Here is an 18,955-nt window from a genome sequence, read left to right as displayed (position 1 = left end):
CGGCCGACAGTCCTGTCGCCGCCAATGCCATCTGGTGCCGCTTCATCGCAGTACCGCCTTCATGCCTTCGGGAAAACAGGACCGTTGGTGAGGGTCCCACTGCGCTCTTCATGCGCAAATGTTCGAAACAGTTACTTTTGTGAACACTTTAGGCAATGTTAGGCAACAACCGGATGTGCGGACGGCCGAGTCCGCGGATCCTCATCAACGGCGCCGGCCATCGAACCGCAACTCGTCGATTGCTTGGATCCGGTGCCTCGGATCCGACACCGCTCCGGGACCGGGTCGAGCGACCGCCGCCCCCTGTCGGGCCGGCTCGCCATCCATTGCACGCCGGCCGCAGGGGGCTCGGTCACGCGCGGCGCGCCAGGTGACACGCCAGGTGAGGAAGTGCCCGGGCAGTGTCAGCCCGCCATCGCCGGAACATTGTCGCGCGAGTATCGAGAGGCGGGGACGGCGATCGGCAGCATCGCCTGGACGGTGCGGCCGGCGCCGCAGTCTTCGACGTCCACCCTGCCGGCGAGGCTTGCGACGATGTCCAAGCCCCGGCCGTGCTCGTCGGGGTCGCAGACCCGCGGCCGATGCCGGGCGCCGTGGTCCCCGTGGTCGTCCACCACGATGTTCAGCACACCGGCGTCGTTCGGCGCGCCGGCGTCCAGGACCAGGCGAACCGTCATGACGCTCCGGCCGTACTGCGCCGCGTTCGCGGCCAGCTCGCCGACGATCAGAACCGCGGAGTCCCGCGCGTCACCGACCAGGCCCCAGCGGGCGAGCACCGCGCCCGTGAAGCGGCGGGCATCGACGACCCGGACGACCTGGGCCGGCAAGGCGATCACGGCGTGCCGTTGGTCGAGCGACAGTGCGGGGCGGCGGACTCGACCCCGGACACTCGCCTGCGATCCGCCGGGCGCAACCTCGACGCGACGCTGCGGGGCGTCGACGACGCCGGCGTTTCGGTATGGGCACATCTCGGGTGCCTCCAGATCGTGCAGCTCGGCCGGTGGCCGGGCGGTCGTGCCGTGCCGTGCCGGGGGGTTTCGGGCTCTACCCGTGATCCAAACTACCCCTTGGTCCAATAGGTGTAAATAGTATCTTCCGGGACTTAGAATAAGAGGAGGATCAGGAAATCAGGAGTTTCATGCTCAAGCGAACGGCACGGGACATCCGCCGGCAGAACCGGTTCGAGGTACTACAGAGCACGTACGCGGCCGGCGAGCACGTGAGCCGGCAGCAGATCGCAACCGCGACCGGGCTGTCCACCGCCACAGTCGCCAACCTGACCGGCGAACTCCTCGACGTCGGCGTGCTCGTCGAGGTCGGACGGGAGGACTCCGGCGGCGGACGCCCCCGGGCACGCCTCGCGGTCAACGCCGAGCGGGGCCTGCTGGTCGGCGTCGACGTCTCCGAGGACTTCGTCCACCTCGAGCTCTACGACCTCGCGATGAACGCGCTGCGCACCGTCGAGCGACGCATGGACCCGCAGGGCAGCTCCCCGAGCGACGTGGTGGAACACATCACCCTGGGCGTCGAGGACCTCCTCGCCACCCCGGACGTGGATCCCGACCGGGTACTGGGCATCGGAGTCAGCCTGCCCGGACTGGTCGAACGCGAGGGGGGCGTCTCCGTCCTCGCCGTCTACGGACACTGGCGCGACGTACCCATGAAGGCCCTCCTGGCCGAACGGCTCGACTTCCCGCTCCACGTGGACAACCCGCTCAAGGCCAGCACGGTTGCCGAACTGTGGTTCGGCGCCGGACGCGACGTGGACGACCTGGCCGTCGTCACCCTGCGCACCGGCGTCGGTGTCGGCGTGGCCATCGACGGATCACTCTTCCGCGGCACCACCAACAGCGCCGGCGAATGGGGCCACATCATCCTCGTGATGGACGGACGGACCTGCCGATGCGGCAACCGCGGATGCGTCGAGGCATACGTCGGCGCCTCCGGCATCCTGCAGACCCTGCGCGAAACGGACCCGGACCACCCGATCCTCACCATCGACGACCAGATCACCGCCATCGAGGCCATCGCCGAGGCAGCCCGCCGACACGACCCCGTCGCCGAACGAGTGATCGAGGAAACCGGCCGCTATCTGGGCGCGGCGGTCGCCACCCTGATCAACATGCTCAACCCGACCAGGATCGTGCTCGGCGACTGGGTCGCCGACCGGCTCGGCGAACCGCTGCTGACCGCCACCCGCAACGCCGCGGCGCACTACGCACTCGACCAGCCGTTCGGAGCGGTGACCCTGAGCCTGTCCGCACTGCCGGACAACCCGGTGTGCCTCGGAACAGCCACCTTCGCCCTCGAAGGCTTCCTCAACGACCTCACCGCGCACGCCGGCCGGTTCCCGGGCCGGCCCACCGCACGAGCGCTCACCCGCTGAGCCTGAGGCTGGAATGTGCGCCGAGCAGGGGAAGCGCGGGACTTCGCGGGTCAGTGCGTCGCGACCAGGCGGTCCAGGTCGGTGGGTGTTGGATTCTCGCCCGCAGGTCCTTCGGCCGTTCGGGCGGAGATGCCCCGCCAACGCTTCGAATCCGACGGCGAGCCTAGGCTCCCCGTAGCATCAACTCGCCTCCGCCTACCCCGAGATGACCACACTGGCCGACCGGATCCCGCACTGCGGATACCGACTGGGAGCGGGGTTTCGGGGCCTCTTGTCGTCGGGCACTACCCGTCGGCGAGGCGTTGGATGGTGGTGCTCAGCCAGGCCTGGAGGTCGGCGGGGTCGCCGAGTTCGGAGCGCAGGAGTCGGCGGCGGGTCGAGACGCCGAGCACGAAGGCGTCGATCGCTGCGGCTCGGCTGCGGGCCTCCGCGTCGTCGAGGCCGCTGTTGCGCAGGTAACGGTGCAGCGGTTCCAGGGAGTTGGCGTCGAGGAAGGTGGCCAGCGCCTCCGCCGCCTCCGGGCGCTCGCCGGACGCACGTTGCAGCACGAGCAGCGGATCCTTCCCGGGTGCCTCGAACCAGCGCTGGACGATGCTTGCCGCGAGGCGCGAACCCAGCCCGGAACGGTCGCCGTCGAAGGAGTCGGAGACGGGGATCTCCACCTGGGTTGCCGCCAGGAAAAGGCCGTCCTTGCCGCCGAAGTAGCGCGTGATGAGGTTGGGGGACACGCCGGCCGCGTCGGCCACGCCCTTGACCGTGATCGCCGCGTAACCGTGCTGGGCGAACTGGTGTTGTGCGTGCTCCAGAATCCGCTGCCTGGTGGCGGCCGCATTGCGCAAGGTCATGTGTACGAGCATACACATCATGTGTACGCTGATACACATGGACGACGAGATGCGGGAACGACTCCGGCGGACGCGACGTGTCACGACCCCGTGGAGTGACGACGGGGGACGGGGCATCAGCGGCACCCGCCTCGACGAACTGCTCGAACGCTGGGCGGGCGGATACGACTGGGACGTGCACGAGCGCCGCATCGAAGGATTCCCGTGGGTGACGGTGCGGGCGGGCGACACCGACCTGCGGGTGATCCACCAGCGGTCCGCGAATCCCGGCGCCCCGGTGGTCGTGCTGCTGCACGGCTGGCCGGACTCGGTGTTGCGATTCGAGCGCGTCCTGCCTTTGCTCGCGGACATGCATGTGGTGGTTCCCGCGCTGCCGGGCTTCCCGTTCGCGGCCCCGCTCGCCCTGCCCGGCATGTCGGCCAATCGCATCGCCGGGATCGTTGCGGATGCTCTGGATGAACTCGGCTACTCGCGGTACACGGTGTCCGGCGGCGACGTGGGAGGCACCGTCGCGGAACTCCTCGCGGCCGAACACCCGGACCGGGTCGCTGCCCTGCACCTCACGAACATCGCCCCGCAACGTGCGCTCACCGCCGACCCCGCGAAGCTTGCGCCGGACGCGGCTGCCTACCTCGGCCGGGCGGCGCAGTGGTTCCGGACCGAGGGCGGGTACATCGCGGAGCAGTCGACGCGGCCGAACACGCTCGCCGTCGCCCTCGGCGACTCCCCCGCCGGACTCGCGGCATGGATCGTCGAGAAACTGGAGTCCTGGTCCGACGAGTCGGCCTTCACCCCGGACGAACTCCTCACCTGGGTCACCGCCTACTGGGCCACCGGCACGATCGGCACCTCGTTCACCACCTATGTCGAACCGGTCGCCCTCCCCGACCGGATCGACACGCCGACCGTGCTCTCCGTGTTCCCACGCGACATCAAACCGGAACCGCGAAGCTACGCCGAGGCATTCCTGAACGTTTGCGACTATGTGGAACACGGTGCCGGCGGCCACTTCGCGGCCTGGGAACAGCCGGAGGCCTACGCCGACGACGTACGCCGTGCGGTCGGGCTGGGCGGCTGAAACGGAGCTTGCGGACGCTCCAACACCGCAACGACGCCGGGAAAACGACGGGAAGACGACGGGAAGATGCCAAAGCCTGGACGCCTGTTCTAGACGTGGTGGCGCGCCCCGGGGCCGACGGTCCCCTCGGTTTCGATCGCGGCCAGGGCGTGGTCGACGTCGTGGTGTTCGGCGACGACGAGGGACAGGCCGGTCACACGCAGCATCTTGCGCAGTCGCTCCGGTGGGGCCGCGACGACGACGGTGCCTTGGTGCGTGCGGGTGCGTTGGAGGAGGGCGACCAGGACGGCCAGGCCGGTGGAGTCGGAGAACCGCAGGTGGGCCAGGTTCAGAACCACATGGTGGAATCCCTGGTCGATCAACTCGAAACCGCGCCCGCGCAGTCGGGGCGCGGTGTGGTGGTCGAGGTGACCGCGAACGTCGACGACCGCGACGCCCGGACGTGGCGTGTGCACGGTCAGAACGAGGTCGGGTTCAGGCACGCCCATCGGATCGCCGCCTTGCCGGTCGGGGATGTCCACAGCGTTGTACTCGGCTGATTTGGTTGTGTCGCACGCTTCAGCGTCGAAGGCGGGCGCGGACGTGTTCGCCCGCCGCGTGCTGTTCGACGGTCCACCACGTGGTGAGCATGTCGAGCAGACGTAGGCCGTGGCCGCCGTGACCGTTCGCGGGGCGTTGGAGGACGAGGAGATCGGGGGCGCGATCGCCCACCGAGATCTCGACTCCGTCGGGGATGGACGCCGCCTGCGGCGGACGGACTCCCGGGTCGGCATCGAAGCCGGATCCGTTCGCCGGTTACGGCGTTCCGGCGGGGCCGGTGCCCGGGCTGCCCGGGGTGCCCGGCGCTGTATTGCCGTAGTAGTCGCCGATACGGGTGCGATGCGCGTGGTCGTCGAGGTGCTTGTCCTTGTCGAACTCGGGCGAGTTCTTGATCTCTTCCTTGGTGCGCGAGACGTGCACGACCTTGTTCTCGGTGTCGATCCGCGAGATCGTGCCCGCGGGCAACAGGACGTGCTTGCCGAAGATCCACACACCGGTGTCGACCACCAGGTAGGACGCGTCGACCTCGTCGTTGTGCTTGTCGACCTTGCCGATGTGACCGTCGGAGGCATCGACCTTGTAGCCGGCCAGACTCGTGCCGGCCGTGTAGCCGGACTCGGGTCGGTGACCCCACACATTGTCGGCGGTACTCACAGAAACCCTCCTCGCGTATCGACGACCCCCGCGGCAGACGGCGAACCGCAGCCCGCCGCCCGGACTCGTCCGTGCAGTGGTTCTGCGCACGCCTGCCCCACCGTTCCCGACCCACACCCATGTTCCGAGGAGGCGACGGTATTCGGACGCTTGGTCGCCCTCGCCCGGGAACGGAACCGTGGCGGCGTTCGGGTCACCGCCACGGCCACCGCCACCGCCACCGCCACCGGTGAGCGTCGTGTTGCCGTCGCCGCTGCCGCCGGGAGCAGGGTTGTTGCCGCCGTTGCCGCCGTTGCCGCCGTTGCCGGCGTTGCTGTCGGAGACGCCCGTGGCGTCGGAGCCCACCTGGGTCGCCCACGCGGGGACGGTGCAGGAATCCGCCGTGCCGGGTGTAGTCGAACGTGCAGGTCACCAGGGTTGCCGGAGCGCATGCAGGTGCCGGTCGGTGACCGACACCGCGCCACACGACGACCCGAGTGGTCGAGCCCTTCGAACGGGTCACGCCCCCTCCGGAGTGCGGCGCGCGATGCCCACGACACACTCCGACCGCTGCTGAAACAGTGACATGCGTCACGAGCACGCGCGTGACCATGGGAGCGTCACGCCCTCCGAGCTTCGCCTACTTGTCGCGCTTTGTCCGACTGGGGCAATCAATCCGCTTCGCAGCCGAATTGAGCATCCCGATGAACGGGATCCCATGCGTCATTTTCGATGGCCATTGGCGTTTCCGATCGCCGATCACCGATTTCGCACCACGTGGTGACCACAGCGCCGGCACGACTGTCCGCCCCGAGTCAAGTCTGTCCTCCGGCTCCGCCCCGCAGGCGGCCACCGACACTTGCGAGCCCATTCGCGGACTTCCAACAATGGCGGCCCGCCGGCGTCCGACGGCTCCGGCAACAGGACGCTACGCCGAAACCAAGTGAGGTCACGCATGCGGAAGCCCCGTCACCGCAGGACGCAACACAAAAAGAAGATGGCCATCGCCGCCGCCACCCTGGGCATCATCGGCATACCCACCGCCGCCATGGCTTGCCTGGCCCCCCAGGGCCCGGGCGCGACGAAGAACGTCGGCGACCAGAGCACGCACGCCTCCTCCAGCCCGCCCCTCCCCGGCATACCGGTCCCCGGCTGGACGGACAGTGCGGCCGATCCGACCGGGGGAACCCGGCCGACCGCGAGGACCACTCACGCTCCGCACAAGTGGAAACCCACCGGGACGACCAAGCCCCCCACCGCAACGACAGCAACACCGACACAATCTGCCGCGACCCGACCGACAAACCCGGTCGGCAAGCCGACCACGGAAGCAAGCGAGCCCCCCACCCCGACGAAACCGACCACCGAAGCAAGCGAGCCCCCCACTCCGACAAAGCCGGCCACCGAAGGAAGCAAGCCCCCCACTCCGACGAAACCGACCACCCCCGCCGGCACGCAACAAGCGACCACCCCGGCCGTTCCGCCCTCGAGCCCCGCCGCCGAGGTGGTGACCCTCGTCAATCAGGAGCGCGCCAAGGCAGGATGCCCGGCACTCACCGTCAACACGAAATTGACGGCCGCCGCCCTGCAACACAGCCAGGACATGGCCGCCCACGCCAACATGTCGCACACCGGCTCCGACGGTTCCGACCCGGGCGAGCGCATCACCCGCGCCGGCTACACCTGGACGACCTACGGCGAAAACATCGCCCAGGGCTACAGCACGCCCCAACAGGTCATGACCGGCTGGATGAACAGCCCCGGACACAGGCAGAACATCCTCAACTGCTCCTTCAAGGAGATCGGCGTCGGCCTGGCGGGCCCGAACTCCTACTGGACGCAGAACTTCGGCACGGCCCGCTGACATTACCGGCCCGCCGACCCCGCCGGCCGGTCCCCGACACTCACAGCGCCGGCCGGCGGGCGCGGATCACCCACGGCACGCCACACCTCCCGGCGCCGATCACTCCCACCAGGCACGCCGCCCCCCGCGAGGCCAACGGAAGACGCGGCACCGTCGAATCGGCACCACCCAGCCGGCGCTCCGCGCCCGACCATCGGTCGTCGCCGACCACCGGTAGTCGCCGACGACCGGCCATGCCGACCAGGGTCGAACCACACCCGACGCCGTGTCGCCCGCCGTCCCGGGGTGGGACGCGGACGCGTCGGGCCCGGAGGTTGCGCCGCACTACGCGTACGCCGACGCCCGGCACCCGATGCCGGCCACGACCACTCACGCCCGGTTGGCCGACTTCCCGTACGACGCCGCGTAGGACGGAGGATCCGAGACGCCGCCGCCTTCGACGGGCCAGGCGGCCTCCCCGTGACGGCCCACGCGACGGCACCGGCGCGCAACGCCCCAGGCGCTCTACGCCGCCGGTACGTCCTCGGGCACGCTCGACTGCCAGGCGGTGAACAACGGCACGGCGCCGCTCCCGTCCAGGACCACCACGCCGAACGGGCGGTCGAACGCCACGTGCACGACGCGCCGGGGCGGCCGCGCCATCCCGCCCGCGGCGACCGCCGCGGACGCTGTGACCGCGGCGGCTTCGACACCCTTCTCCGCGATCTTGAGCACTGCCTCCTGCACCACCTGATCGATCCGCAGGGCCTCGGGCGACGCGCCGGAGAAGTCCGCCCGGGCGGTCTGCGCCGCCCGCACCCGGAGCGCCGCGAGGTGCCCGACCACGTCGAGACGCGTCCGCAAACACAGCCTCGGCACCCGCATCGACACCTCGTCGGCGTCGATCGTCGTCCGCCCGGCCTCGGGTGCCCACGCCGCAGGCAGCACGGTCGCCGCGGACGCGCCCGGCGCGCCGAGCACGAGGCGAACCCTGGCCGGATCACCGCCGGCCCCGGCGAGGCAGCGTAGTTCGACCACGGTGCTGCCGGCGTACGAGCCGCCCGACACCGTCCACGCGTCCGCGAGCGGTACGGACGTGTGCATCGTCGGCACCCTGTGGCGCCTGCCGGTCCCGTCCGTGAAGTCCCGGTCCATCGTGTTTCGCCACGAGAACGGCACCGCCCAACGGGCCTTCAACGCCAGGGCGTTGGCCAGGATCATCAACGTGTCCCGATCCACCGTGACGGGCAGTGTGCGAATCAGTCCGCCGGTCGCCTCGCACACCCACGCGTCGATCTCCGCGACGTCGGCCGGGTCCAAACCGCCGAAGCCCACGTCGGGCAGGGATTCGCGATAGGCCCGATACGTGGGGACTCGAGTCCACGCTCCGGTCGCGATGGCGAGCGCGTCCGTGTGGGCGAGGCTGCGGGCCGCCTCGGTGGCCACCGGTGCCGCCTCCTCCCCGGCGACCCCGAGCAGGGACCGCAGCTCCGCCGCCGTCTCCCCTCGGGCGCCGGTGGCCAACACCACCAGCCCCAGCCACAGCCCCACCGGCGAGCAGACGAAGTCACCGCCCTTCCGCTCGACCGCCGCATCCGCGACCACCGCCGGCAGCCAACGCTCCGTCAACCGACGGATCATCGCCGCGTAGGTCGCGAGTACCGTCTCACCCATCCGAATCCCCCGAGCTTGCGAACATGCCAGGAGCCTGACGAGAAGGCACCGGTCGAGTCAACCGATATGCCGACCCCTGTCCATCCCTCTTCGGGAAACCACACCCGGGCGAACCCCCGCGACCTGCCGCACGCCATCGTCGACGCGCTCGCCATCCGCCTGCGATTCGCACGCGCCGAAGCCGGGGCCTCACCCGTCCGCCGGCGTCGGTCCGAACGTGCCGAGCAGTTCGTCGAACTCCGCTTGCAGCAAGGGCACGTGGGCATCGCCGCCCGGCAGCACCCAGAACCTGTCCTCGCGGATCGCCGCGGCGACCTGTTCGCCGGCCTCCCGGGCGCTCATCGCCCCCGCCTGTGACCTGCGCATCGCGTCGATCAGGTCCCGCGCCGCCGGAGGCGGCCCGCCGTCGCCGGCGTCCGCGGCGGGGCGGGCGTTGACCCGGTCGAGCATCTCGGACCGCACCTTGCCCGGACACAGCAGCGACACCCCGACCGCGGTTCCCGCCAGTTCCGCGCGGAGTCCCTTGGTCAGGCCGACGATGGCGTGCTTCGTGGCGCTGTAGGGTCCGGTCATCGCGCCGCCGATCAGGCCGCCCATCGACGCGGTGTTCACGATGTGCCCGCCTTCCGGTTGCGCGAGCATCAGCGGAACGAACGTCCGTACGCCGTGCACGACTCCCCACAGGTTGACGTCCACGACCCACTGCCAATCGACGAGTTCGGTCTCCCACTGCCTGTTCAGCGTCCACACCCCGGCGTTGTTGCAGACGACGTCGACCCGTCCGTACCCGGTCAGCGCGGCATCCGCGAGGGCTTGGACGGCCGCCGCGTCCCGCACGTCGGTGGGCACCGCCAACACCTCGGCGCCGTCCGCTGCCAGCGTCGCGGCTGCCTCCTCGAGCCGTTCCGCGTCCCGGTCTGCGAGGACCACCCGCATCCCCTCCCCCGCGAGCGCCTGAGCGATGCCGTAGCCGATCCCTCCGGCCGCCCCGGTGACCACACCGACACGTCCCACACGTTCCCGCATTCCGCTCTTCCCGTCCGGGCAACCCGCACCGACCGCCCTCGCCCGCGCGTCCGCCGCCCGGGAGCCCGAGACCTCGACGTGCGAGGTCCCCGGATCGAGGCTCGGGTGTCCGACCCGATTCGGCCTGCGGATCGCCCTCTCTTCCAGTCTTCCGGCCCCGTCGAATCCGGCACCCTGTGGAAGCCTTCGGCACTTCCGGCGGCCGCGACGAACGCCACATCCGACACGGCGGAGACCATGCCCCGACGCGGGTGCCCCCGAACCGTTCCCGAAGCCGAGATTCTCGAGGGAGATCCACCGGATGGCCATCCCGCGTCCGAGTCGGGACGACGCTCGGCACCAGGGCCGAATCCGGATACAACGCCACACCACGAACCCGCGGAGACGGCCGGGCGTGCCCAACGGGACGTCACACCGCAGCGGGGCCGCTCCGAAGGCGCGCACCGACGCGGCGCGCGTGCCCGATCTCGACGGCCGAGAGCGCCAACGTGAGGACCCACAGGCCCAGTTGCAACCTGTCCCGGAGCGGGTCCGGCACGTTTGCGAGGTCGTCGGCGACCCCACCCGAGATCCACTCGACCAACACATCGCCGTACGAAGAGGTGCCGTAGACGAAGGCGGGTGCGGCCAGTGGCGCCAGATAGGGGTGCGCGACCCGAGCGCCGAACAGGTCGCCCACCGCGGCGGTGAAGATCATCGCGAGGACGGACAGCGCGGCCACGACACCCGCCACCAGAACCAACGAGGAAATCAGATGAAACAAGACATGGGATCCCCCGGTGCGATGTGCCGATTCGATGCTGTACCGGACGAATCCGAACGTCACCGCCGAGACGATCAGGGTGACCAGGGTGTACGAAACCGGCCCCGCAGCGCGGTCGTCGCCCATCACGAACCGCCGCAGCGCGGGTCCTCGCGGCGGGCCGGACAAAAGGGCCAGGACGAACCCGACTCCGAGCACCACCACACCGGCCACGACCGCGCCGGCCATGGCCTTCGCGACCAGGAGGTTGAAGGCCGCGTCGACGCCGTCCGGCGCCCATCCATAGCGGATCACCAAATAGAGCAGGAGCGCCGTGGACAGCGCCGCGCGGACCCGTCCGATGATGTCGAAGGCGTCAGTCCCGCGCATCGGATCGGTGCGGTCTCGCGACAGAAACGCTCTTCCGGCCGCGAGGACCCCGCCGGTGAGAGCCGCGGCAAGCAGATACAACACGACGTGCACCAACGAACTCTCCCCCGTACACCAGTCGATGCGAGTGGCGTCCCGAAGGCTTCCACATCACGCGACGCGACGGCAAAAGTGTTTCGACGCAGCTCGGGGAACGCATCTCGCAGCAGCGCCTCCTCCGGGCGACGAACCTTGCGAGTACCGGGGGCGGGGGCGCCGAGAAGGGCCGCCGCCTGCCGAGCAGCCGCCCCGAGGCACCCTGCCGGGGCTTGCGGCCGGCTGCGCAGCGGCCACGGGTGGGCGGCGGCGCCCGCCCCGCTCAGGATTCGTCCGCGTCCTCGGCCCAGTCCCGCAGTCGGCGCAGCGAGTGTCCGGTCGCCGACTTGCACAGGAACTCGGCGCGCTCGTAGGACAGTCGTCCCCGCCCGGTCTGCGGGCAGACGTCTTCCGCGCCCAGGGTGCCCGCCCGCGCCGGACCCGGGCGTCGGTCGGCGAGGAACACCGGGCCGCGGGTGCGGCCGTCCAGGAGTTCGGGCAGGAGCGCGGCCGTCCCCGACCGCCAGGTGATCCACGCGCGACGCCGATCCGACCGCCGGTCCGCCTGCCGGTCCGCACGGCGGGCTCGTCGCTCCGCCAGGTCGAGGTCTTGGACGTTCAGGGCCAGCACGGCCGCGACGGTGGCGCCGGACTCGCGCAGCAGCGTCCACAACGTGCGCTCCCGCAACGGGGCTTCCGCATCTCCCGGCCACCCCGTTCCGGGCGGGACCGGCATGGGCGCGGGGCGGTGTTCGGGCGTCCGCTGGGGAACGGCCGCGTCGAGGCCCGGGGTATCCGTCCACGCCCCGAACGCCCGTACGGCGGAACGGTGTCGGTTCCAGGTGGCCGCCGCCACGCCGCCCCACGACACGCGGAAGGCGCCGGCGATCTGATCGGGCGTCAGCGACGCGAGCGGCAAGCCCACGCCCAGAGACAACCGCAGGCGCCACAACGTCTGTCCGTAGGAGCGGGCCGTCGCCGGCGCGAGTCGGTCCTGGGCCAGAAACGCGTCGATGGCCTCGCCGAACGTCCGCGTGGACGCGTCCCCGATCGGGATCGCCTCGGCACGACGCGTCAGAAAGGCGCGCTCGGCGGCGTTTTTGGTCAGCAGCGCCGCACGCTCGAACTCGCGGCGTGCCTCCTCACCGCGCCCCAGGCGCAGCAGCAGGTCGCCGCGCACCCCGGGGAGCAGGTGGTAGTCGCGGAGCGCGGGGTCCGAGGTGAGCGCGTCGACGAGGGCGAGGCCGGCCGCAGGGCCGTGCGCCATCCCCACCGCGACCGCCTGGTTGAGCCGCACCACGGCGGTGGGCAGGAGTCGGGCCAGGGCGGCGTACAGTCCGGCGATCCGCACCCAGTCGGTCTCCTCGGCGGTACGCGCCTGGGCGTGACAGACGGCGATCGCAGCCTGCAACACGTAGGGCCCCGGCCGGCCCGGGGTACCGACCGTGCGGGCCCGCAACATCGCCGCGAAGCCCCGGCGGATGAGCAACGCGTCCCAGCGTCCCCGGTTTTGCGCGTGCAACGGAACCGGTTCGCCGGCGGGGCCGGTGCGCGCCGCCGTACGGGACGCCTGGATCTCCATCAGCGCCACCAGGCCGTGCACTTCCGCCTCGTCCGGCACCGACTCGGCGAGCAGGCGCCCCAACCGCAGCGCCTCCAGGCACAGGCCGGGCCGCATCAAGTCCTCACCCACGGTCGCCGAGTAGCCCTCGTTGAAGATCAGGTAGACGACCTCCAGGACCGAGGACAGGCGTTCGGCCAGCTCGGCGCCGTCCGGGAGTTCGAAGGGCACCCGCTCCTCGGCGAGCGTGCGCTTGGCCGTCGCGATGCGGCGGGCGATCAGCGGCTCGACGGTGAGGAACGCGCGGGCGATCTCGGATGCGGTGAGTCCACCGAGCAGCCGCAGGGTCAGGGCGACGCGTGCCTCGGTCGGCAGGACGGGGTGGCAGGAGACGAACATCAGCCGCAGCACGTCGTCCTGCTCGGACGCCGGTTCGGCGGCCCCGAGGTCGTACTCGGGGCCGCCGACAGCGTCGTCCGTCCGCCGCCGCTCGGCCAGGTCGTGCGCGAGCGCCCGGCCGTGTTCCGCCGACCGCCGGTCGCGGCGGATGTGGTCGACGGCGCGGCGCTTGGCGACGGTGGTGAGCCAGGCACCGGGATTGTCCGGGACCCCCGACTGCGGCCACTGCTCCAGCGCCGCGACCAGCGCGTCCTGCGCCAGTTCCTCGGCCGCCCCGACGTCGCGCACCATGCGGGTGAGGGCGGCGACGATCCGGGCCGACTCCATCTTCCAGATCGCGTCGACCGTGCGGTGGACGTCCGTCACGGACCGAAGACCTGCTGGATCACGCTCTCGCCGTCACCGACGATCCTGCGGAACCGGCGGCCGAGTTCGACCGCCTCCTCCTTGGACCGGACCTCGACCAGGGCGAAGCCGACGACCGCCTCCTTGGACTCGGCGAACGGGCCGTCGGTGACGGTGATGTCGCCGCCCTCGGAAACCAGCCGGACGCCGCTCGGCTCAAGGCCGCCGGTGGCCAACAGCACGCCGGCGGCGCTGAGTTCGTCGATGAAGGCACCCATCTCGGCGAACAGCTTCTCGTCGGGGACCTTCGCGTTCTCCGAGGCCTTGGACGTCATCAGGTAGCGCATGGTGTTCCTCCGGTTCGGTCTCGCCCGGCCGGATCGCCGGGGCGCACCGACACGTCGCGCCGGCCATGTGACAGGGAATCACATTATTCCCTGTCGCATCGGCGGATCGACGACGGTGCGAGCCCCGGGGAAGAAATCCGAGGCTCGCCCGCCTCTCGAAGGAGCCGACCGTGATCGCGTCCACCGGGAACACCCGCCCCGTGCGGTGTGCTTCGTGGTGACGCACGGGTCGTCGCGCAACGAGGTGGTCGAAGGTCACCCCCTGCGGTGCCTGCAAAAGGATGGTCGGGACCGAAGAGTCGTGGACGGCCCGACGTCTCCATGACCCACGAACAACGAGGAAACGAGACGGTTCGATGCGCATTGTGATCGGTCAATTCGTCAGCTTGGACGGCGTCATGCAGGCCCCGGGCCATCCGGACGAGGACACCGAGGGCGGATTCGCCCACGGTGGCTGGACACACCCGTTCTTCGATCCGCAGGTGATGGGCGGGGCCCTCGCCGAGTGGGCCGCCGACACCGACGCGCTGCTGTTCGGACGGCGCACGTGGCAGGGCATGGCCGCGGCATGGCCCGAACGGGCCGGCGACCCCTTCGCCGACCACATGAACTCGGTCGCCAAGTACGTCGTCTCCGGCACCCTGGACGACGACGATCTCACCTGGAACAACACCACCCGCATACCCGGCGACCAGGCACTCGACCGGATCCGGAAGCTGCGCGGAACCGAGGGTCGGGACCTGGTGGTGATGGGCAGCCTCTCGCTCGCCCGCACCCTCCTGGCCGAAGGGCTGGTCGACGAACTGCGGCTCATGATCATGCCGGTGCTGATCGGTGGCGGAAAGACGATGTATCCGGTCGACGGCACACTGCGCACGCTCGAACTGGTCTCGACCACGGTCGGCGCCACGGGCGTACACGTGTGCACCTATCGACCGGTGACCGCGGCGTAGTTCGCACCCGGTACCGGGTCCCCACGGCGCGGCCGGGAACGCACCCGGCCGCGCCTGCACGGTACGGCCACGCCGCGCCGGAGGAGTTCCGACAGAGGAGTTCCGACATCCGACAACCAGTTCGACCAACGCGGCGATCAACCTCGGCCGGGTGATCCGTCCGCGCCCCCGATCGACGTCACCACGGGCGTCGATCGGCATCGCGGTGAGTCGACGCCGATCGGGGCGTGGGCGATTCCCGCTCTACGGGCCGACCGGTCTCGCCCATCCGCCGATCGCACGCGCCGCCGGATGGTTCCGCGCCTTCACCCAACGACGAGCCGCCGCGGCGGCGCCGGGCGGACGCGCCGCGCGATCGGCGTGGCCCGCCGGGACGCGAGCACCGGCCAGGGCCTCCGGTCCAGGGCGGGAGCCACCGGTCGAAGGCCGGTGCGCATCACCGTGTGGCTGTTCGCACCGGCCCTCGGGGATCGGTCAGTTCGGGTGCTTCACCCACGGGGATTTCGCATACCCGCTGTCGACGTGGAACACCTGGGGCTTCCCGTACAGGTTGCGCACGCGGATGGTCCAGACGGCCACTCCGTGCTCCGGCTGCACCACCACCTTGAAGTCCGCGGGGCGCCCCGCGTGGCGCCACTGCGCGCAGGCCTCGACGCAGGCGGCCACCAGTTCGGCGAAGTACATCGTGAGCTTGGCGCCCGAGGGCGCCTTCCCGGTCTCCTCCTTCATGTGTTTCAGGCAGGCCAGGTCGGTCTCCATGCTCGCCGTGCAGAAGGCCCGCGGAACCCACGACTCGTGGATGGGGATCCAGGTCAGCGCGGTGACTCCGCCGGGACACTGGATCTCCACGTAGCCGAGCTTGTGGATCGTGGCGCACACGAAATCCCAATCGACGCCGCGCCACGCGAGCACGTTGACCGCCTTGGACAGTTCGAGCGTGGTCGACTTCGCCGGCATTCGCTTCTTGAGCGCGGCGAGGATCGTACTGTTCTGGCAGTGCACGAGGACCTGCGCGATCTCCTCCGGTTCCAGGCCCCCGATGCACATCAGCCACGGCTTGCCGTAGAACGCGACCATCGACGTGCATGCCTTCAGCGCGGGCGTGCCCATCCCGGACAGGCACGTGAACCGGTCGACGACCTCGGGGCGTACCAGGCTCACGCTGCCGCACAGATTCAGGTTCGCCGTGACGACGGCGCTGATCGGCGCGGTGCACAGGTTGGTGATCTGCTGCTTCTGCTGGTCCTCGGAAAGCGTGTGGGACGTGCCGAGTTGCACGTCGATCTGCTCTCCGAGTCGTACCGGGGTGACCTGGAGCAGGGGCACGGCGACGTTGCGGTGCTTGACCAGCGGAACGGTGAGCGGTTCGAGAATCGCGGTGAGCTGGAACGAACCGATACAGAGCACGGCGGCGTCCGCCTCGGCAACGGTCGCGGCGAGTTCGTCGAACGCCGCGGTATACGAGGCGAGTGCGGTCGTACGGTGCAGTTCGACGGTGGTCGAGCGCTGGGCGAACGCCGTCAACTTGGCATCCGCGCTCGGCAGCGCGGCCAGAAGGGAGTTCATCAGCTTGGTGGACGAGGTGAACGCTCCGAGCCGATCCTTGGTGGCGGTCCTGAGCCGTGCGCCGGTGACGTCGGCACACATGATGTCGTCGTGCCGAACCGACGACAGTTCCGCGAGGGCATCCTTGACGGAATCCTCGAAGAGGACCTTCAGGTCCTCGAACATCTCCTTCGCCAAGTGGTCGATGAGTGCGACCATCTGGGCCTTCCACAGCGCCCGGCGCGTCGGGTCGGCGATGTGCGCGAGCTGTGCGTCGACCTGCTGGTTGGCGTTGTCCTTCCACTTCTGCATCGCGCTGTTCGCCTGGCCCCGCAGCACCGCATGCAGTGCGGGCTTCAGTTCGGCCTCGTTCGCGGGCCGCTCGGGCGGAGCATCGCCTGCCCCACCGATCGTGTGCTCGGTCATTGCCGCACCCCCCAATCCCCCGCCGCGCTCGACGCCACGACGAGACGACGTCGCGGCGGGCGACGGCACCCGACAATTCTGACAGCGAATCAACTCCCCACGGGACAAAATGCGTTGGCTGCCCGGCAGCGCTGCGGATCGTCGGCCCACGACACCGGAAGGTGGAGTTCAACAGCCGGTTCATTCGATTCGGACCGCCATGCCCGGCCTCTCCGCCGGCGTCCACCCGTTCTCGCGCTCCAACGGCGCGATCAACCCGCGCATGTACGCAAGCGCCGTCTCCCTCTCCCCACCCGCCCCAAGCGATGCACAAAACGCCCGTGCACCCGCTCCGACTCCCCGGCCCACACACGCACATCATCGATGACCCACCCCCAACCGGATCAACGACCGAGCACACCAGCCGTCAGTCGTTCGATGCCTCTCAACCACCCTTGACAGAACCGGGGTTCGGAGAGATCCTAACGACGTTAGATTATCTAACGTCGTTAGGAGTTCGGATGGGAAGACGGGAAGAGGTTCGGCGGCGGACGTTCGCCGAGATCCTGGACGTCGCCGGCCGAATGGCGGAGGCCGAAGGCTGGCGGGCCGTGACGATCCGGCGGATCGCCGCCGAGATCGGCTACAGCGCGCCGGTGATCTACCAGCACTTCGCGAGCAAGGAGGTCGTGCTGCGGACGCTGCTGGAGCGGGCCAATGCCGACCTGCTGGAGCGGATGCGGTCCGCGGTGGTCGACGAGCCGGCGTCACGTGGGCCGCATCTGGCCGCCGCCGCGTACCTGGAGTTCGCCCGCTCGCAGCCCGGTCCCTACCAACTCGTGTCGGGCGGTGCCGGCACGGGCGTCGACGCCGCCACCCGCCGTGCGGCCGCCGCCGAAGTGCTCGCCTTCACCCGCGGGGTCGTCCACGCGTGGGCGGCCGACACCGCAGCCGGGCCGGTCGACCTCGACGATGCCTGCGACCTGCTGTGGGGCACGCTGCACGGTCTCGCCGGCATCGGGTCGATCGAGGACGTCGGATTCGACCGCGCCCTGCACCTGGCCGAACAGGCGGTGTCCGCACTGCTCGACTACTGGTCCGCCTCGCCCACCGACCCCGCCGCGCACCACCCGCACGCCCACCGTCCGAACGTCAGGGGAGAGAAATGATCTACCACCACAACCGTTTCGCCTTCAAGGAGACCGTCACCGCCGAGCAGCGCGAGGAGGCCCTGGCGAGCCTGCGCAACCAGGGCGAGTCGATCGACGCGGTCGTGCGGTACGTCGTCGGCAGGGACGTCGGCGGCGACTTCGAGTACGGCGCCGTGTTCGTTCTCGAAGACCTCGACGGGTACTGGGAGTACCTGATGGCGCCCTCCCACGCCCACACCGACCGGATCGGTCTGCCGCTCCTCGAAACCTTCGTCTCCTACGACACCACCGACAGCGACGACCCCGACATCGCCCGCAAGATCGCCGAACTCCACGAACGCCGCTACGCGGGCAACCCGGCCCTCACCAAGCTCGTGGCCGACCTGCCGTCCTACAGCGGCAGCGCCGCACCGACCCCCAACCCGTAACCAACCACCGAACGCCGCGCGTTCGGCGACCGGCCGGTCGCCGACGATCCAGGCGGGCGATGGCGGGTCCCGGCCGGTTCCTGATCGGATCCCAGGGCTACGGCGCGTCTCGGTCGTGCGCTCCTGCTGAGCGAAGGCGACGTCGCCGTCTCCCCGGACAACGAGGTCCTGGATTTCCGTGCACCGCTGAGCCCCCTGGCCGAGGGCCCCTGGCCGTGCGGGGAAGGAACCTCCAAGGCAATCCTCTGCCGGATTGAAACCGCCGGGGTTACGCCGTCGGAGACAGGGGCCGGGCGTGTAGTTGCCACAGAGCGTTGTAGTAGTCGGCAGGAACTTCGCTGGGGGCGTCCCTGTGATGTCCCCACGGATCCGGCTTGGCCGGAGTCTCGACCGGGCCGCGTACGCACGCGCGCTCCGCCGGGTACACGGCTCTCGTGGACGGCCCGTCGGAAGCGTCGAGGCCGGATGTGTCCGAGAGTTGGCCCTTGCGGGAGCTTCGCCGGGTTGCCCACCGGCTCCCCGAAGTGTGGGAATGGTGACGTTCGATCCGGCGGGAGCGCGTCGCGTAGTGGGCCAACGTCGGCCGGCT

General features: G+C 70.2%; 18 protein-coding genes and 1 pseudogene. 7 read left to right on the top strand and 12 right to left on the bottom strand.

Features of this window, described 5'->3' with window-relative positions:
- Positions 1–404: 404 nt before the first annotated feature.
- Positions 405–836 (bottom strand): ATP-binding protein, encoded by a 432-nt coding sequence (locus ACFZBU_RS44990; protein WP_391589616.1) that lies wholly within the window; start codon positions 834–836, stop codon positions 405–407.
- Positions 837–1,138: 302 nt separating this feature from the next.
- Between ACFZBU_RS44990 and ACFZBU_RS44985 the strand changes: the two genes are divergently transcribed.
- Entirely contained in the window at positions 1,139–2,386 is a 1,248-nt protein-coding gene (locus ACFZBU_RS44985) for an ROK family protein (RefSeq protein ID WP_391589615.1), read from the top strand.
- Between the two features lie 284 nt (positions 2,387–2,670).
- Here ACFZBU_RS44985 and ACFZBU_RS44980 read toward each other — a convergent pair whose 3' ends face one another.
- Positions 2,671–3,231, bottom strand: coding sequence for a TetR/AcrR family transcriptional regulator (locus tag ACFZBU_RS44980; RefSeq protein ID WP_391589614.1), 561 nt, complete (start codon positions 3,229–3,231; stop codon positions 2,671–2,673).
- 19 nt (positions 3,232–3,250) lie between these two features.
- Here ACFZBU_RS44980 and ACFZBU_RS44975 point away from each other — a divergent pair, with 19 nt between their 5' ends.
- Positions 3,251–4,309 carry an epoxide hydrolase family protein gene (locus ACFZBU_RS44975; protein WP_391589613.1) on the top strand — a complete coding sequence of 353 codons (1,059 nt, stop codon included), beginning with the start codon at positions 3,251–3,253 and terminating at the stop codon, positions 4,307–4,309.
- Positions 4,310–4,398: 89 nt separating this feature from the next.
- On the opposite strand, the gene ACFZBU_RS44970 is transcribed toward ACFZBU_RS44975, so the two are convergent.
- From ACFZBU_RS44970 to ACFZBU_RS44960, 3 genes are all read right to left on the bottom strand, one after another.
- Positions 4,399–4,797, bottom strand: coding sequence for an STAS domain-containing protein (locus ACFZBU_RS44970; RefSeq protein WP_391589612.1), 399 nt, complete (start codon positions 4,795–4,797; stop codon positions 4,399–4,401).
- Between the two features lie 70 nt (positions 4,798–4,867).
- On the bottom strand, positions 4,868–5,020 hold the full coding sequence (locus ACFZBU_RS44965) for a hypothetical protein (RefSeq protein ID WP_391589611.1): 153 nt from the start codon (positions 5,018–5,020) through the stop codon (positions 4,868–4,870).
- An 84-nt stretch (positions 5,021–5,104) separates the two neighbouring features.
- Positions 5,105–5,503, bottom strand: a complete 399-nt coding sequence (locus ACFZBU_RS44960) for a PRC-barrel domain containing protein (protein ID WP_391589610.1) — start codon at positions 5,501–5,503, stop codon at positions 5,105–5,107.
- Between the two features lie 1,486 nt (positions 5,504–6,989).
- Here ACFZBU_RS44960 and ACFZBU_RS44955 point away from each other — a divergent pair.
- On the top strand, positions 6,990–7,346 hold the full coding sequence (locus tag ACFZBU_RS44955) for a CAP domain-containing protein (protein WP_391589609.1): 357 nt from the start codon (positions 6,990–6,992) through the stop codon (positions 7,344–7,346).
- A gap of 265 nt (positions 7,347–7,611) precedes the next feature.
- Positions 7,612–7,755 carry a hypothetical protein gene (locus tag ACFZBU_RS44950; RefSeq protein ID WP_391589608.1) on the top strand — a complete coding sequence of 48 codons (144 nt, stop codon included), beginning with the start codon at positions 7,612–7,614 and terminating at the stop codon, positions 7,753–7,755.
- A 95-nt stretch (positions 7,756–7,850) separates the two neighbouring features.
- Here the strand turns inward: ACFZBU_RS44950 and ACFZBU_RS44945 are convergent, their stop codons facing one another.
- The 5 genes from ACFZBU_RS44945 to ACFZBU_RS44925 form a co-directional block, all read right to left on the bottom strand.
- Positions 7,851–8,999 (bottom strand): serpin family protein, encoded by a 1,149-nt coding sequence (locus tag ACFZBU_RS44945; protein ID WP_391589607.1) that lies wholly within the window; start codon positions 8,997–8,999, stop codon positions 7,851–7,853.
- Positions 9,000–9,188: 189 nt separating this feature from the next.
- The gene (locus ACFZBU_RS44940; RefSeq protein ID WP_391589606.1) at positions 9,189–10,025 is read right to left on the bottom strand and encodes an SDR family NAD(P)-dependent oxidoreductase; all 837 of its coding nucleotides are present in this window, start codon (positions 10,023–10,025) and stop codon (positions 9,189–9,191) included.
- Positions 10,026–10,434: 409 nt separating this feature from the next.
- Complete coding sequence (locus ACFZBU_RS44935) at positions 10,435–11,250, bottom strand: hypothetical protein (protein WP_391589605.1); 816 nt, start codon at positions 11,248–11,250, stop codon at positions 10,435–10,437.
- A 265-nt stretch (positions 11,251–11,515) separates the two neighbouring features.
- Positions 11,516–13,558: a DUF6596 domain-containing protein gene (locus ACFZBU_RS44930; protein WP_391589604.1), complete on the bottom strand. Its 2,043-nt coding sequence runs from the start codon at positions 13,556–13,558 to the stop codon at positions 11,516–11,518.
- The gene (locus ACFZBU_RS44925) at positions 13,555–13,884 is read right to left on the bottom strand and encodes a YciI family protein (RefSeq protein ID WP_391589603.1); all 330 of its coding nucleotides are present in this window, start codon (positions 13,882–13,884) and stop codon (positions 13,555–13,557) included. Before ACFZBU_RS44925 ends, ACFZBU_RS44930 begins: the two co-directional genes overlap by 4 nt.
- 356 nt (positions 13,885–14,240) lie before the next feature.
- Here ACFZBU_RS44925 and ACFZBU_RS44920 point away from each other — a divergent pair, with 356 nt between their 5' ends.
- A complete protein-coding gene (locus tag ACFZBU_RS44920; protein WP_391589602.1) occupies positions 14,241–14,837 on the top strand; it encodes a dihydrofolate reductase family protein in 597 nt (198 codons plus the stop codon).
- Positions 14,838–15,311: 474 nt separating this feature from the next.
- On the opposite strand, the gene ACFZBU_RS44915 is transcribed toward ACFZBU_RS44920, so the two are convergent.
- Positions 15,312–16,808 (bottom strand): hypothetical protein, encoded by a 1,497-nt coding sequence (locus ACFZBU_RS44915; RefSeq protein WP_391589601.1) that lies wholly within the window; start codon positions 16,806–16,808, stop codon positions 15,312–15,314.
- Positions 16,809–16,974: 166 nt separating this feature from the next.
- Positions 16,975–17,173 (bottom strand): annotated as a pseudogene (locus ACFZBU_RS44910) (IS701 family transposase); the annotation flags it as partial.
- Between the two features lie 135 nt (positions 17,174–17,308).
- On the opposite strand from ACFZBU_RS44910, the gene ACFZBU_RS44905 reads away from it, so the two are divergent.
- Both ACFZBU_RS44905 and ACFZBU_RS44900 read left to right on the top strand, forming a co-directional pair.
- Complete coding sequence (locus ACFZBU_RS44905; RefSeq protein ID WP_391589600.1) at positions 17,309–17,956, top strand: TetR/AcrR family transcriptional regulator; 648 nt, start codon at positions 17,309–17,311, stop codon at positions 17,954–17,956.
- On the top strand, positions 17,953–18,366 hold the full coding sequence (locus tag ACFZBU_RS44900; RefSeq protein ID WP_391589599.1) for a Dabb family protein: 414 nt from the start codon (positions 17,953–17,955) through the stop codon (positions 18,364–18,366). Before ACFZBU_RS44905 ends, ACFZBU_RS44900 begins: the two co-directional genes overlap by 4 nt.
- Positions 18,367–18,955: the final 589 nt, after the last annotated feature.

The sequence above is a fragment of the Embleya sp. NPDC008237 genome, from assembly GCF_042956465.1.
Classification (GTDB): Bacteria; Actinomycetota; Actinomycetes; order Streptomycetales; family Streptomycetaceae; genus Embleya.
This window is presented reverse-complemented; position numbering and strand designations above follow the sequence as displayed.

Bases quoted from the DNA above. Each gene is read 5' to 3' on its own strand.
- ACFZBU_RS44985 (WP_391589615.1), top strand. From the start codon at position 1,139: ATGCTCAAGCGAACGGCACGGGACATCCGCCGGCAGAACCGGTTCGAG.
- ACFZBU_RS44980 (WP_391589614.1), bottom strand. From the start codon at position 3,231: ATGACCTTGCGCAATGCGGCCGCCACCAGGCAGCGGATTCTGGAGCAC.
- ACFZBU_RS44975 (WP_391589613.1), top strand. From the start codon at position 3,251: ATGTGTACGCTGATACACATGGACGACGAGATGCGGGAACGACTCCGG.
- ACFZBU_RS44970 (WP_391589612.1), bottom strand. From the start codon at position 4,797: ATGGGCGTGCCTGAACCCGACCTCGTTCTGACCGTGCACACGCCACGT.
- ACFZBU_RS44945 (WP_391589607.1), bottom strand. From the start codon at position 8,999: ATGGGTGAGACGGTACTCGCGACCTACGCGGCGATGATCCGTCGGTTG.
- ACFZBU_RS44940 (WP_391589606.1), bottom strand. From the start codon at position 10,025: ATGCGGGAACGTGTGGGACGTGTCGGTGTGGTCACCGGGGCGGCCGGA.
- ACFZBU_RS44925 (WP_391589603.1), bottom strand. From the start codon at position 13,884: ATGCGCTACCTGATGACGTCCAAGGCCTCGGAGAACGCGAAGGTCCCC.
- ACFZBU_RS44920 (WP_391589602.1), top strand. From the start codon at position 14,241: ATGCGCATTGTGATCGGTCAATTCGTCAGCTTGGACGGCGTCATGCAG.
- ACFZBU_RS44915 (WP_391589601.1), bottom strand. From the start codon at position 16,808: ATGACCGAGCACACGATCGGTGGGGCAGGCGATGCTCCGCCCGAGCGG.
- ACFZBU_RS44905 (WP_391589600.1), top strand. From the start codon at position 17,309: ATGGGAAGACGGGAAGAGGTTCGGCGGCGGACGTTCGCCGAGATCCTG.
- ACFZBU_RS44900 (WP_391589599.1), top strand. From the start codon at position 17,953: ATGATCTACCACCACAACCGTTTCGCCTTCAAGGAGACCGTCACCGCC.